Source organism: Streptomyces sp. CNH189 (assembly GCF_000527195.1).
In genome coordinates this window covers 325,748-339,871 of sequence record NZ_AZUS01000001.1, presented here as the reverse complement: position 1 = coordinate 339,871, position 14,124 = coordinate 325,748, and the positions used below count along the sequence as shown (strand labels likewise).

Annotated in this window: 12 protein-coding genes; 4 read left to right on the top strand and 8 right to left on the bottom strand. The window is 72.6% G+C overall.

The features are described from left to right. Positions 1–102: 102 nt before the first annotated feature. The 3 genes from B100_RS0101490 to B100_RS0101480 form a co-directional block, all read right to left on the bottom strand. A complete protein-coding gene (locus tag B100_RS0101490) occupies positions 103–1,869 on the bottom strand; it encodes an NAD+ synthase (protein ID WP_024882707.1) in 1,767 nt (588 codons plus the stop codon). An 83-nt stretch (positions 1,870–1,952) separates the two neighbouring features. Beyond that, positions 1,953–2,588, bottom strand: a complete 636-nt coding sequence (locus tag B100_RS0101485) for a DUF305 domain-containing protein (protein ID WP_024882706.1) — start codon at positions 2,586–2,588, stop codon at positions 1,953–1,955. Then, the gene (locus B100_RS0101480) at positions 2,585–3,253 is read right to left on the bottom strand and encodes a thioredoxin-like domain-containing protein (protein ID WP_024882705.1); all 669 of its coding nucleotides are present in this window, start codon (positions 3,251–3,253) and stop codon (positions 2,585–2,587) included. The genes B100_RS0101485 and B100_RS0101480 overlap by 4 nt, the downstream gene beginning before the upstream one ends. A 211-nt stretch (positions 3,254–3,464) precedes the next feature. Here B100_RS0101480 and B100_RS0101475 point away from each other — a divergent pair, with 211 nt between their 5' ends. Beyond that, positions 3,465–3,908, top strand: coding sequence for an RrF2 family transcriptional regulator (locus tag B100_RS0101475; protein ID WP_024882704.1), 444 nt, complete (start codon positions 3,465–3,467; stop codon positions 3,906–3,908). Between the two features lie 12 nt (positions 3,909–3,920). Here B100_RS0101475 and B100_RS0101470 read toward each other — a convergent pair whose 3' ends face one another. Beyond that, entirely contained in the window at positions 3,921–5,102 is a 1,182-nt protein-coding gene (locus B100_RS0101470) for a globin domain-containing protein (protein ID WP_024882703.1), read from the bottom strand. A gap of 319 nt (positions 5,103–5,421) precedes the next feature. On the opposite strand from B100_RS0101470, the gene glnA reads away from it, so the two are divergent. Further along, positions 5,422–6,783 (top strand): type I glutamate--ammonia ligase, encoded by a 1,362-nt coding sequence (glnA, locus tag B100_RS0101465; protein WP_024882702.1) that lies wholly within the window; start codon positions 5,422–5,424, stop codon positions 6,781–6,783. Between the two features lie 96 nt (positions 6,784–6,879). Here glnA and B100_RS0101460 read toward each other — a convergent pair whose 3' ends face one another. Then, positions 6,880–7,437 (bottom strand): DinB family protein, encoded by a 558-nt coding sequence (locus B100_RS0101460; protein WP_024882701.1) that lies wholly within the window; start codon positions 7,435–7,437, stop codon positions 6,880–6,882. A gap of 319 nt (positions 7,438–7,756) precedes the next feature. Between B100_RS0101460 and B100_RS0101455 the strand changes: the two genes are divergently transcribed. After that, entirely contained in the window at positions 7,757–9,304 is a 1,548-nt protein-coding gene (locus tag B100_RS0101455; RefSeq protein WP_024882700.1) for a pectate lyase family protein, read from the top strand. 35 nt (positions 9,305–9,339) lie between these two features. Here B100_RS0101455 and B100_RS0101450 read toward each other — a convergent pair whose 3' ends face one another. From B100_RS0101450 to B100_RS0101440, 3 genes are all read right to left on the bottom strand, one after another. Then, on the bottom strand, positions 9,340–9,543 hold the full coding sequence (locus tag B100_RS0101450) for a DUF397 domain-containing protein (protein ID WP_024882699.1): 204 nt from the start codon (positions 9,541–9,543) through the stop codon (positions 9,340–9,342). A 397-nt stretch (positions 9,544–9,940) separates the two neighbouring features. Continuing rightward, positions 9,941–10,381: a VOC family protein gene (locus B100_RS0101445; protein ID WP_024882698.1), complete on the bottom strand. Its 441-nt coding sequence runs from the start codon at positions 10,379–10,381 to the stop codon at positions 9,941–9,943. A 32-nt stretch (positions 10,382–10,413) separates the two neighbouring features. Next, complete coding sequence (locus B100_RS0101440; RefSeq protein ID WP_024882697.1) at positions 10,414–10,941, bottom strand: pyridoxamine 5'-phosphate oxidase family protein; 528 nt, start codon at positions 10,939–10,941, stop codon at positions 10,414–10,416. Positions 10,942–11,107: 166 nt separating this feature from the next. Between B100_RS0101440 and B100_RS0101435 the strand changes: the two genes are divergently transcribed. Next, entirely contained in the window at positions 11,108–14,110 is a 3,003-nt protein-coding gene (locus tag B100_RS0101435) for a bifunctional [glutamine synthetase] adenylyltransferase/[glutamine synthetase]-adenylyl-L-tyrosine phosphorylase (RefSeq protein WP_024882696.1), read from the top strand. Positions 14,111–14,124: the final 14 nt, after the last annotated feature.

Genomic DNA, 14,124 nt, shown 5'->3' with positions numbered 1-14,124 from the left:
GGACAGCCGCGGACGGACCGGCAGGACAGCCGCGGGCGGACCGGCATGACGGCGGGCGGGGTGCGACACCGGTCGCACCCCGCCCGCCGTCACACGGTGTCCTCACACCCGCGGAGGCAGCCCCTCGCGCCAGCCGTTGGTGATGGGCAGGCGGCGGTCCTTGCCGAAGCCCTTGGGGGAGATCTTCGTGCCCGGCGGGTACTGCCGGCGCTTGTACTCCGCCCGGTCCACCATCCGCAGCGTCTTCTCGACCAGTTCGCGGTCGTAGCCGGCCTCGACGATCTCGTCCGCGCCCTTGTCCCGGTCCACGTACATGGCGAGGATCGCGTCCAGCACCGGGTAGTCGGGCAGCGAGTCCGTGTCGACCTGGCCGGGCCGCAGTTCGGCGCTCGGCGGCTTGGAGAGGGAGTTCTCCGGGATCGGCGGCGTCTGCCCCCGCTCCTCGGCCGCGCGGTTGCGCCACCGGGCCAGCCGGAACACCAGGGTCTTGTAGACGTCCTTGATGGGCCCGTACGCGCCGACGGAGTCGCCGTACAGCGTCGAGTAACCCACCGCCAGCTCGGACTTGTTGCCGGGGGCCAGGACGATGTGGCCCTCCTGGTTGGAGATGGCCATCAGCATCGTGCCGCGCAGCCGCGACTGGAGGTTCTCCTCGGCCAGGCCGGTCAGCTCCAGCGACCCCATGTACGCGTCGAACATCGGCTCGATCGCGACCGTGCGGTAGTTGAGCCCGGTGCGCCGCGCCAGCTCCGCCGCGTCGCCCTTGGAGTGCTCGGACGAGTACTTCGACGGCATCGACACGCCGTACACGTTCTCCGGGCCCACCGCGTCGCAGGCGATCGCGGCGACCAGCGCCGAGTCGATGCCCCCGGACAGCCCGATCAGCACCGACCGGAAGCCGTTCTTCTCGACGTACGCCCGCAGGCCCACGACCAGCGCGGAGTAGACCTCCTCGTCGTCGTCGAGACGCTCGGCGTAGCCGCCGGTGTGCTCCGGCTCGTAGGCGGGGACGGGCTCCTCGGACAGCACCACCCGCTCGATGCGCAGCCCGTCGTCCACCACGCCCTCCGGAGCGTCGGCGGCAGCGGCCGGCAGGTCCAGGTCGACCACCAGGCACGTCTCGGAGAACTGCGGCGCACGGGCCACGACCTCACCGGCGCGGTCGACGACGATCGAGTCGCCGTCGAAGACGAGGTCGTCCTGCCCGCCCATCATCGCCAGGTACGCGGTGGTGCAGCCGGCTTCCTGGGCCCGCTTGCGCACCAGTTCCAGCCGCGTGTCGTCCTTGTCCCGCTCGTACGGCGAGGCGTTGACGGACAGCAGCAGCCCGGCGCCCGCCGAGCGCGCGGCCGGCACCCGGCCGCCGTCCTGCCACAGGTCCTCGCAGATGGCGAGGGCGACGTCGACCCCGCGCACCCGCACCACCGGCAGGGTGTCACCGGGCACGAAGTACCGGAACTCGTCGAAGACGCCGTAGTTCGGCAGGTGGTGCTTGGCGAAGGCCAGCGCCACCTCACCCCCGTACAGCACGGCCGCGGCGTTGCGCGGCGCGCCCGCGGGCTGCCCGTACCTGGGCTGGGCGGCGGCGCTGCGGTCGAGGTAGCCGACCACCACCGGCAGGTCGCCGAAGCCCTCCTCGGCGAGGCGCGCGGCGAGGGCGCGCAGGGACGCCCGGGAGGCCTCCACGAAGGACGACCGCAGGGCGAGGTCCTCGACGGGATACCCGGTCAGCGCCATCTCCGGGAACGCCACGAGATGCGCCCCCTGCCCGGCGGAGTGCCGGGTCCAGCGGACAATCGTTTCGGCGTTGCCGGCGAGGTCGCCGACGCTCGAGTCGATCTGATTCAGGGCGAGTCGTAGTTGAGGCACGCGGCCAGTGTAATCGTCAGAGCGACGCGATGTGCGGTGCGTAGGTCCGGGACCACCGTACGACGCCCCGCCGGCCCCGGCCGTCACGGGCGTGCGGACGCCCCCCGGGCCTTCAGCATCCCCGCCATCAGGCGGATCTCCGACTCCTGCCCCTCGACCATCCCGCGGGCGAGCCGCCGTTCGGCCCCCTCCTCGCAGGCGCGCACGCACCCCTGGGCCATGTGCACCCCGCCCCGGTGATGGGCCGTCATCAGCTGGAGGTAGAAGACCTCGGCCTGCCTGCCGTCCAGCCGGCCCAGCCGTGCCATCTCCGCGTCGGTCGCCATGCCCGGCATCAGCGCGCCGTCCTCGCCGGCCGCCGCGTCGCCCATCCCCATCCAGGTCATGGGCGGGTCGGCGGACACCTTGGGCAGCTCCCACAGATCGAGCCAGCCCAGCAGCATGCCGCGCTGGTTGGCCTGGGTCTGGGCGATGTCGTAGGCGAGCCGCCGGACCTCCTCGTCGTCGGTGCGGTCGCGCACCACGTACGACATCTCCACGGCCTGCTGGTGGTGCACGGCCATGTCCCGGGCGAACCCGGCGTCCGCGGAGTCCGCGGACGGGACCGCGGCCGGGGAGGACCCCTCGTCCCCGGCCGCCGCGGCGACCGTCCACCCGACGGCCACGGCCACGGCGAGCACCGCCGCCACGACCCCGGCCACCAGGGCGGACCGCCTCACTTCGACAGTCCGTTGGTGCAGGCCGCACCCGGCTCGGGCGTCTGCTGCCCCTGCACGAACTTCTCCAGGAACGCGTCCACGGCCGGGTCGTCGGCGCCGGTCACCGTGCGCTGGTGGCCCCACGCGGTCAGCACCAGCGGGTCCTTCTGCCCGTCGACCGGGCTCATCAGCGTGTACGGCGTCTTCTTCACCTTCGCCGCCAGCGCCTCCACGTCCGGCTTCGGCGCGTCGCCGTTGTACGTCACCCACACCGCGCCGTGCTCCAGGGAGTGGACCGCGTTGGTGGCGTCGATCTCGTCCTCGTAGACGTCCCCGTCGCAGTTCATCCACACCGGGTTGTGGTCACCGCCCACGGGCGGCGTGACCGGGTAGTCCACGGCCTTGGTCACGTGGTTGCGGTCCAGCGTGCCCTTCCAGGCCCGCACGCCGTCCGCGCCGGTGACGAACTTGCCCGCGCTCCTGGAGTCGTCCGCCGCGCTGCTGCCGCCGCCGTCGTCCGACTGCGCCTGCACCAGTACCACCCCGCCGGCGACCAGGCCCGCGACGACCACCACGGAGGCGGCGACGACGAGGATCCGGTTGCGGCGGTCGCGGGCCTGCTCGGCGCGCCGCATCTCCTCTATGCGTGCCGTGCGTGACGCGCTGCTCTTCTTGGCGGAGCCCATGGCGGTGTCCTTCGGGTCGGAGAAGGTGGGGCCGGAGTGGTGATCGGGTCAGCTGATCGTAATGGCGGAGACGGGCGAGCCGTAGGGGGCGCAGGCGAGGACCGGACACGTGCGCCGGCCGCGCCCCGGGGCCGGTCGGGGACCGGGGGGACCTGGTGAAGATCCGGCCGGAAATTTTGAGCCAGGATTCCGATTACCTACGCTTCCCGGTATGCGGCTGCTGCGCTCCACCGACCTCGCCCTGCGGGTCCTCATGCGCCTCGCCGTGGCCGGTGACACCAATCCCACGACGCGGGACGTCGCGGCGGCCATGGACGTGCCGTACACCCATGCCGCGAAGGTCGTCGCCGAGCTCCAGCACATGGGGCTGCTCACCGCCCGGCGCGGCCGGGGCGGCGGCCTGTCCCTGACCGAGAAGGGCCGGGGGGCCTCCGTCGGAGCCCTGGTCCGCGCGTTCGAGGGCGAGGGGGACGTCGTCGACTGCGACGGCGCCGCCTCCACCGCCCCCTGCCCGCTGCGTTCCGACTGCCGGCTGCGTGGCGCGCTGCGGCGGGCCCAGGAGGCGTTCTACGCCTCGCTGGACCCGCTCACGGTGGCGGACCTCACCGCCGACCCGACGGGACCGCTCCTGCTCGGCGTCCCCCGCGTCCGCTAGCGCGGGGGCCGCTCACTTCGCGAGCCACAGGTCCGGGCCGAACACCTCGTAGTGCACGTCGGCCGGGGCCACCCCCTTGGCGATCAGCTGCTCGCGCACCGTCCGCATGAACGGCAGCGGCCCGCACAGGTACGCGCGGGTGCCCGGCGCGACCGGCACGTCCGCGAGGTCCACGTACCCGGTGCCGGCGCCCGCCGGGGCGTCCCGCTCGTACCAGAAGCGCACGGTCGCGTCCGGCAGCTTCGCCGCGTAGGCCTCGTGGTCCGTGCGCAGGGCGTGGTCGGCGGGGGAGCGGTCGCCGTGCACGACGGTGACCGGGGCGCGGTGCCCGGAGTCGGCGAGGTGCCCGAGCATCGCGACGACCGGCGTCACGCCGATCCCGGCGGACGCCAGCAGCAGCGGGGTGTCCGCGTCGGCGTCGAGGACCAGGTCGCCGTAGGCCTCGGACAGCTCCAGGACGTCGCCGACGCGGACGTGCGCGTGGAGGTGGGTGGACACCTCGCCGTCGGGCGCCGGTCCCTCGTGCACCCGCTTGACGCTGAACTGCCGCAGGTCCGGGCCGGGGGCCCCGGAGAGGCTGTACTGCCGTATCTGGCGGGCGCCGTCCGCGAGGGGGACGCGCACCGAGACGTACTGGCCGGCGCGGAACTCGCGCACCGCCCCGCCGTCGGCCGGGCGCAGCCGGAAGGTCACGACGTCCTCGGTCTCGGTGACCCGCTCCACGACCTCCCACGGCCGCCAGACGGCGCCGCCGCGCTCCTCGTACAGCCGCTTCTCGACGGCGGTCAGGGCGTTCGCCATCAGCCAGTAGACCTCGTCCCAGGCGGCGGCGACCTCGGGGGTGACGGCGTCGCCCAGGACACCGGCGATGGCGGCGAACAGGTGCTCGTGGACGATCCCGTACTGGTCCGGGGTGACGCCGAGGGAGGCGTGCTTGTGCGCGATGCGCGCAAGCATGGCGTCGGGCCGCCGGTCCGGGTGGTCCAGCAGGTGTGCGGCGAAGGCCGCGACGGAGCCCGCGAGGGCCTGGCGCTGGGTGCCGGCGGCCTGGTTGCCGCGGTTGAACAGGTCGCGCAGCAGCTCGGGACGGGCGGCGAACATGCCGGCGTAGAAGCGCTCGGTGATCTCGCCGAGGGACGCGCCCACGGCGGGAAGGGTGGCGCGGACGGTGGCGGCGGACTGGTCGGAAAGCATCGGGTCTCCTCGTCGCTCGGATGCCTGCGCCCCCATTAAAACTTGCATCACGGATACCAATTTAAGCGGGGGGCGGTTCCACGGGCCGGGGAGCCGGGCGTGCGGGCCGCGCGCTGTCGTGGCGGCCGGTCCGACCGGGCAGGATGAGCGGAGGAGCCGCGCACCTGATGGCGCCGGCGGTCCCGTCCGGGGCCTCTCGTCCGGCCGGGCCCGGCAACGCGTATGAAACGCTGGTGTGGTGGGATGCTCGAGTGCCGGACCGTCTCCCGGGGGCCGGGAGGAGCGGGCGGCCTGACCGGCAAGAATGGGGAAGCGGAAGATGGACAAGCAGCAGGAGTTCGTGCTCCGGACGTTGGAGGAGCGCGACATCCGGTTCGTACGCCTGTGGTTCACCGACGTCCTGGGCTTCCTCAAGTCCGTGGCCGTCGCCCCCGCCGAGCTGGAACAGGCCTTCGACGAGGGCATCGGCTTCGACGGCTCCGCGATCGAGGGCTTCGCCCGCGTGTACGAGTCCGACATGATCGCCAAGCCGGACCCGTCGACGTTCCAGATCCTGCCCTGGCGCGCCGAGGCACCCGGCACCGCCCGCATGTTCTGCGACATCCTCATGCCGGACGGCTCCCCGTCCTTCGCGGACCCGCGCTATGTCCTCAAGCGCGCGCTGGCCCGCGCCTCCGACCAGGGGTTCACCTTCTACACCCACCCGGAGATCGAGTTCTTCCTGCTGAAGGACAAGCCGGTGGACGGCAGCCGCCCGACCCCCGCGGACAACTCCGGCTACTTCGACCACACCCCGCAGAACGTCGGCATGGACTTCCGCCGCCAGGCGATCACCATGCTGGAGTCGATGGGCATCTCGGTGGAGTTCTCCCACCACGAGGGCGCCCCCGGCCAGCAGGAGATCGACCTGCGCTACGCGGACGCGCTGTCCACGGCGGACAACGTCATGACGTTCCGCCTGGTCATGAAGCAGGTGGCGTTGGAGCAGGGGGTGCAGGCGACCTTCATGCCCAAGCCGTTCTCCGAGCACCCGGGCTCCGGCATGCACACCCACCTCTCCCTCTTCGAGGGCGACCGCAACGCCTTCTACGAGTCCGGCGCCGAGTACCAGCTCTCCAAGGTCGGCCGCTCCTTCATCGCGGGGCTGCTGCGGCACGCCGCGGAGATCTCCGCGGTCACCAACCAGTGGGTCAACAGCTACAAGCGCATCTGGGGCGGTTCCGAGCGCACCGCGGGCGCCGGCGGCGAGGCCCCCTCGTACATCTGCTGGGGCCACAACAACCGCTCGGCCCTGGTCCGGGTGCCGATGTACAAGCCCGGCAAGACCGGCTCGGCCCGCGTGGAGGTCCGCTCCCTCGACGCCGGCGCCAACCCCTACCTGGCCTACGCCCTGCTCCTCGCGGCCGGCCTGAAGGGCATCGAGGAGGGCTACGAGCTCCCGCCGGGCGCCGAGGACGACGTCTGGGCGCTGTCCGACGCGGAGCGTCGCGCCCTCGGCATCGAGCCCCTGCCGCAGAACCTGGGCGAGGCGCTCAGCCTGATGGAACGCAGCGACCTGGCCGCCGAGACCCTCGGCGAGCACGTCTTCGACTTCTTCCTGCGCAACAAGAAGCAGGAGTGGGAGGCGTACCGCTCGGAGGTCACGGCCTTCGAGCTGAAGAACCTGCTGCCGGTGCTGTGAGCGCAGGCCGAGGCCTGCGACCTCCCCGGCACGGACACCACGGGGCCGACGGTCGACGACCGCCGGCCCCGTTCGCGTGTTCAACGGCCTGGGCCGTCACCCCATCGTCTTGGCGCCGTCCAGCGCCTCCCGGATGACGTCCGCGTGGCCCGCGTGCTGGGCGGTCTCGGCGAGGATGTGCAGCAGCACCCGTCGCGCGCTCCACTCGGGCTGGCCCTCGAACCACGGCGCCTTCGGCAGCGGCCACGACGCGTTCAGGTCGGAGAGGCCGGCGACGACCTCCTCCGTTCGGCGGGCCACCTCCGCGTACGCGTCCAGGACGCCGGCGAGCGTCTCACCGGGCAGCATCCTGAAGTCGTCGGCCCGGCGCGCGAAGTCCTCCTCCGTCATCGCCGTGAAGTCCGGCATCGCGGACGGGCCCTCGAGGATGAAGCCCACCCAGCTCCGCTCGCACGCGGTGACGTGCTTGATCAGGCCGCCCAGGCACAGCTCGCTCTTCGTCGTCCGCAGGCCCGCCTGCTCGTCGGTCAGGCCGCGGGTGGTGAACCGCAGGAAGTCGCGGTGCTTGGCGAGCGTCTCCAGCAGATCGGCGTGCTCGCCCCTGACGGCGGGGGCCTCGGCGGACTCGTCGTTGGTCAGCTGGTTCACGGTCATGGTTTCCGCCTTCGTCAGTCGTGGCTGTGGTTCTCGTGCGTCCGTTCCGTGCGGTTCGGCGCGACGAGGAACACGTTAGGAGCCATGTAGGTCAGATGGCGTCCTAGTGGGCCCGGCTCTCGCCGTTGGATCACCACGCCGATTCGGAAGCCCTCGCTCCGTTCCCGCGCGGAACCTTGCCAGCCCGCGGGTGTGGCTCTACTGTCGCGGCACACAGACAGAAAGCGCTTTCTCCTCCGATGGGCCAGGCTCACCCCGCCCTCCCTCATCGGCTGCACTGACATGCCCATGACAGTGAATGACGAAAGGCCAGACGACCATGAGACGAGCAGTCGCCGTACGGCTCTCCGCGTTACTTGCCGCGGGAGCCCTCACGGCAGCGACCGGCGTGGCGCTGTCCACCACCACCGCGTCCGCCGCCACCGGGGGCGTCACCGGCTACGCGACCCAGAACGGCGGGACCACCGGCGGAGCGGGCGGACAGACGGTCCGCGCCACCACCGGCACCGCGATCCACCAGGCCCTCTGCGGCCGGGCCGACAGCTCGACCCCGATCACCATCCAGGTCGAGGGCACCATCAACCACGGCAACACCACCAAGGTGTCCGGCCCCAGCTGCAACACCGCCGCCGACAAGATCGAGCTGAAGCAGGTCAGCAACGTCACCCTCGTGGGCGTCGGCAACGGCGCGGTCTTCGACCAGCTGGGCATCCACATCCGCGAGGCGAGCAACATCGTCATCCAGAACGTGACGGTGCGGAACGTCAAGAAGTCGGGCTCGCCCACGTCGAACGGCGGCGACGCCATCGGCATGGAGAGCGACGTCAGGAACGTGTGGGTCGACCACGTCACCCTGGAGGCGTCCGGCGGTGAGTCCGAGGGCTACGACGGCCTGTTCGACATGAAGGACAACACCCAGTACGTGACGCTGTCCTACAGCGTGCTGCGCAACTCCGGGCGCGGCGGCCTCATCGGCTCCAGCGAGAGCGACCGCTCCAACGGGTACGTGACGTTCCACCACAACCTGTACGAGAACATCGACTCCCGCGCGCCCCTGCTGCGTGGCGGCGTCGCGCACATCTACAACAACCACTACAAGCGTCTGAACGAGTCCGGCATCAACTCCCGGGCCGGCGCCCGCGCCAAGGTGGACAACAACTACTTCGAGGACTCCAAGGACGTCCTGGGCACCTTCTACACGAGCGAGGCCGGCTACTGGCAGGTCGGCGGCAACGTCTTCGACAACGTCACCTGGTCCTCCCGCGGCGGCGACACCAACCCGGCCGGGCCGAACCCGACGTCGAACACCTCGGTGAGCATCCCCTACCGCTACACCCTCGACGGCGCGAACTGCGTGCCGAACGTGGTGGCGCAGACGGCGGGCGCCAACAAGGGCCTGAAGGTGTCGGACGGCAGCTGCACCCCGCAGAGCCCGGACCCGACCGACCCCGGCCCGACGGACCCGGGTGAGCCGACCGACCCCGGTCCCACCGACCCGCCCGCCGGCACCAACCTCAGCCTCGGAGCGGGCGCCGACGGCTCCTCCAAGGCCTCCGGCACCAGCTACGGCAACGTGACCGACGGCAGCGCGAGCACCTACTGGTCGCCCTCCGGCACCACCGGCTCCGTGTCGGTGAAGTGGGGCTCCGCCACCACCGTGTCGAAGGTCAGCATCCGCCTGGCCTCCGGCTCCGGCACCATCGGCGCCTACCGCATCCTCAACCACGACACGGGCGCCGTCCTCGCCTCCGGCAGCGGAGCGGGGACGGTCAGCTTCTCCCCGGCCTCCCTGAAGAAGATCACCCTCGAGATCACCAACGCCTCGGGCACCCCGCGCATCGCGGAGTTCGAGACGTACGCGAGCTGACCCACCCGGGGGCCGCCTCACGGCGGCCCCCGGCCTCAGCGGGCGCTGTGCGACACGAAGCGGCTCCACGCGGCGGACATGACGGTGAGCCGGGGGCCGTCGGGCGCTTTGGAGTCCCGGACGGGGACGGAACCGGGGGCTGTCGCGACCTCCACGCAGTCGTCTCCGTCCCCGCTGCCGCTGTAGCTGCTCCGGAACCACGGCAGCGTCGGGGTGTCCCGGTCAGGGGTGTGGGTCATGACTCTCCACGCATCTGAGCCTCGTCCGCGAGGCGCACCGCCTCACCGTCCACCGACATCCGCACCCCTTTGCCGTACGCGTCGTATCGCGACGTGCCCGACGCCAGGCGGGCCGGTGAGGCCCAGGGACGGGAACTACCTCGCTGCATGCCAACGAGTGACGCCGGTCCGCTCTCGTGGTGTGCGGGTCCTACCATGCGGAGATGGCGCTGAGGCGCGTCACCTGGCGTGTCGACGACGGAGACCTGCTCCTGATCAAGGAGGCCGCCGACCGCCTGGGAGCGCCGGAGGCGGAAGTGATCCGTGAAGGCATCCACCGGATCGCTGCGGCGCACCGCCTGCGGGGCGAGCCGTTCGTGTCCGATGACGAGACCTTCGATCTGGGCGAGCCGATCCTCTACGACCCCGCCTGCTCCGACAGGAGCTTGTGCAAAGGCTCCGTCGCGCGGCGGCGGTACTCCTGGACCGCCCAGCCGTTGCCGTCGGGGTCCGTGAAGTGCATGAACGTGGCGCCGTCGGAGTCCGCGTAGCGGACCGGCTCGGAGATCTCCAGGCCGCGCGCCACGAACTCCGCGTGGGCCTTCTCGATGTCGGCGACGCAGAGCTGGAGGCCCTGGTAGGCGCCGGGGGCCGGGGTGGGGCCCGGGGTCATCTCCCAGATGCTCTCGCCGAGGGCGATCGAGCAGCCGGAGCCGGGCGGGGTCAGCTGGACGATGCGCATGCCCGGCATGACCTCCTGGTCGATGTCGACGTGGAAGCCGACCTTGTCCCGGTAGAAGTCCCGGGCCCGGTCGATGTCGCTCACCGGCAGCGGGATCACTTCGAGGGTCATGTCCATGTGAGCCTCCGGCTCCTTCGTCGGGTACCGCGTCAGGCGAACCGCCACCGGGTCTGGCTGAACGGCTCACCCTTACCGAATCCGAAAACGGTGTGCGGCGCCACCGAGAACACCACAGCCCGGCCCGACCCGTGGTGGAAATGGCCGTCCCGCACCTCGAAGCGCCAGAAGTCGCCGTACTTCTCCTCCCACAGCGCGGCCAGACCGCGCAGACGAGCGTCGTCCGTGACGCGTTCCGCGCGGCCCTCCACGACCACGTCGTAGCCCCGCGCCCAGGTGTTGACGCCGGTGGTCAGCACGGTGTGCGGGTTCTCCGTCAGGTTCCGCGCCTTGCGCTCCTCGGGGCCGGTGCAGAAGTGCAGGGCGCCGGACGACCAGACCGCCGGGAGCGGGGTGACGTGCGGCCGGCCGTCGGGACGCACCGTGGAGATCCAGAACAGCTCCGCCTCCGCGATCAGCCGCTCCACCTCCGGCCAGGGCGGCGCCCCGGCCCGCTGGTCGCTGTAGCGGGGATCGAGACGGCCTTCGGGCTCGGCGGGGGTGTCGGGAACGTCGGTCATGGGAACTCCTCGACGGTCGGAAGGACGCGACCGCGGAACCGCGGTCTCCTCATCAGACCCCGCCCGGCCCCGAAAATCACCGCGGGCCACTCCGGGGCCGTGATCGCGTCCTCCGGTTAGGCTCAGGGCCGTACGACCCTGATCCGAGGCACGAGGGAGGCCGGGCATGACGTCGGCGCCGGGGCGCAGGAGCAGTACCTTCACGCGGCTGCTGCGGCACGGCTTCACCGATCCGTCGGACGCCGAGCGGTTCCTCGACAGCCCCGAACTGGCGCCCGTGCGCAACGACCCCGTGCTGCTGGACGCCCTCGGCGGCACCGCCGACCCCGACCTCGCGCTGCACGGACTGGTGCGGCTGCTGGAGGCGCAGGAGACGGCCACCGCCCGCCAGGAACTGCTGGACACCGTGATAGCGGCCAAGCCGCTGCGGGACCGGCTGCTCGGGGTGCTCGGCGCCTCCGAGGCGCTCGCCGAGCACCTGGCCCGGCACCCGCGCGACTGGCAGGCACTGGTCACCTACGAGCCGCGCGACCTGCACCCCGGCGTGGAGGAATTCGAACGCGGTCTCGATGACGTCACCGACCCGGTGTCGCTGCGCGTCGCCTACCGCCGCTGCCTGCTGTCCATAGCCGCCCGTGACGTCTGCGGCACCGTCGAGGTGTCCCAGACCGCCGCCGAGCTCGCCGACCTGGCCACCGCCACCCTCCGCGCGGCCCTCGCCCTGGCCGAGGCCGACGCGCCGGAGGACGCCGCGCTGTGCCGGCTCGCGGTGATCGCGATGGGCAAGTGCGGGGGCCACGAGCTGAACTACGTCTCCGACGTCGACGTCATCTTCGTCGGCGAGGCGGCCGGCGACGCCGACGAGGACAAGGCACTGCGCGCCGCCACCCGGCTGGCCTCGCACATGATGCGGATCTGCTCGGAGACCACCGTCGAGGGCTCCATCTGGCCCGTCGACGCCAATCTGCGCCCCGAGGGCCGCAACGGCCCACTGGTGCGCACCCTCGCCTCCCACCTCGCCTACTACCAGCGCTGGGCCAAGACCTGGGAGTTCCAGGCGCTGCTGAAGGCCCGCCCGGTGGCCGGCGACCTCGCGCTCGGCGCCGAGTACACGGCCGCGCTCAGGCCGCTGGTGTGGCAGGCGGCCGAGCGGGACAACTTCGTCGCCGACGTGCAGGAGATGCGCCGCCGGGTCGTCGCGAACATCCCCGCCGCCGAGGTCGACCGCCAGCTCAAGCTGGGCCCCGGGGGCCTGAGGGACGTCGAGTTCGCCGTGCAGCTGCTCCAGCTGGTGCACGGCCGTGCCGACGCCTCCCTGCGCAGCGGCACCACCCTCGACGCGCTGAAGGCCCTCGCCGCCGGCGGCTACGTCGGCCGCGCCGACGCCGCCCAGCTCGACGACGCCTACCGCTTCCTGCGCTCCCTGGAGCACCGCATCCAGCTCTACCGGCTGCGCCGCACCCACCTCGTGCCCGAGGACGAGGCCGACCTGCGGCGCCTCGGCCGCTCCCTGGGGCTGCGCACCGAGCCGGTCGCCGCGCTGACCCGCGAGTGGCGCCGGCACACCTCCGTGGTGCGGCGGCTGCACGAGAAGCTGTTCTACCGGCCGCTGCTGGACGCGGTCGCCGCGCTCGCCCCCGGTGAGGCCCGGCTCAGCGCCGAGGCGGCCCGCGAGCGCATGGTCGCCCTCGGCTACGCCGACCCCGCCTCGGCGCTGCGCCATCTCGAGGCCCTCGCCTCCGGCGTCACCCGCAAGGCCGCCATCCAGCGCACCCTGCTGCCCGTGCTGCTCGGCTGGTTCGCGGACTCCGCCGACCCCGACGCCGGCCTGCTGAACTTCCGCAAGGTCTCCGACGCCCTCGGCAAGACCCCCTGGTACCTGCGGCTGCTGCGCGACGAGGGCGCCGCCGCGGAGAACCTCGCCCGGGTGCTGTCCGCCGGGCGGCTCGCGCCCGACCTGCTGATGCGCGCCCCCGAGGCGGTGGCGCTGCTCGGTGACGGGGACGGCGGCGGCCTCACCCCCCGCTCCCGTGCCTCCCTGGAGCAGGAGGTCCTCGCCGCGGTCCGCCGCGCCGACAACGCCGTGCAGGGCGTCACCGCCGCCCGCGGGGTGCGCCGCCGCGAGCTGTTCCGCACGGCCGCCGCCGACATCGTCGGCTCCTACGGCACCGAGTCGCAGCCCGCCGAGGCCGACCAGGGCGCCCTGGTGGACCTGGTGGGCGGCGCCGTGTCCGACCTGACCGCCGCCACCCTCGCCGGCACGCTCCGCGCGGTGGTCCGCGAAGGCTGGGGCGACACCCTGCCCACCCGGTTCACGGTCATCGGCATGGGCCGCTTCGGCGGGCACGAACTGGGCTACGGCTCCGACGCGGACGTGCTGTTCGTGCACGAGCCGCGCGACGGCGTGGACGAGCGGGAGGCGTCCGAGGCGGCGAACAAGGTGGTCGCCGAGATGCGCAGGCTGCTCCAGGTGCCCAGCGCGGACCCGCCGCTGCTGGTCGACGCCGACCTGCGCCCGGAGGGCAAGTCGGGCCCGCTGGTGCGCACCCTCGGCTCCTACGAGGCGTATTACCGGCGCTGGGCGCTGGTGTGGGAGCGGCACGCGCTGCTGCGCGCCGAGCCCGTCGCCGGCGACGAGGAGCTGGGCCGCCGCTTCGTGGAGCTGATAGACCCGCTGCGGTACCCGGCCGGCGGGCTGGACGAGGACGCGGCCCGGGAGATCCGTCGGCTCAAGGCCCGTATGGAGTCCGAACGGCTGCCGCGCGGTGGCGACCCCAAGCTGCACGCGAAGCTGGGCCCGGGCGGGCTGTCCGACGTGGAGTGGACGGTGCAGCTGCTCCAGCTGCGGCACGGCGCCGAGGTGCCGGGGCTGCGGACGACCCGGACCCGCGAGGCGCTGGCCGCCGCCCGCGAGGCCGGGCTGATGTCCGAGGAGGACGCCGGCACCCTCGACGAGGCCTGGGTGCTGGCCACCCGCGTCCGCAACGCGGTGATGCTGGTCCGAGGCCGCGCGGGGGACACCTTCCCCACCGTGCCCCGGGAACTGGCCGCCGTCGGCCGTTACCTGGGCTACGGCTCCGGCCACGCGGGCGACATGCTCGACGCCTACCGCCGTACGGCCCGCCGCGCCCGAGGCGTGGTGGAGGAGTTGTTCTACGGCGGCGCGTAGGCGGTCCGCGCCCG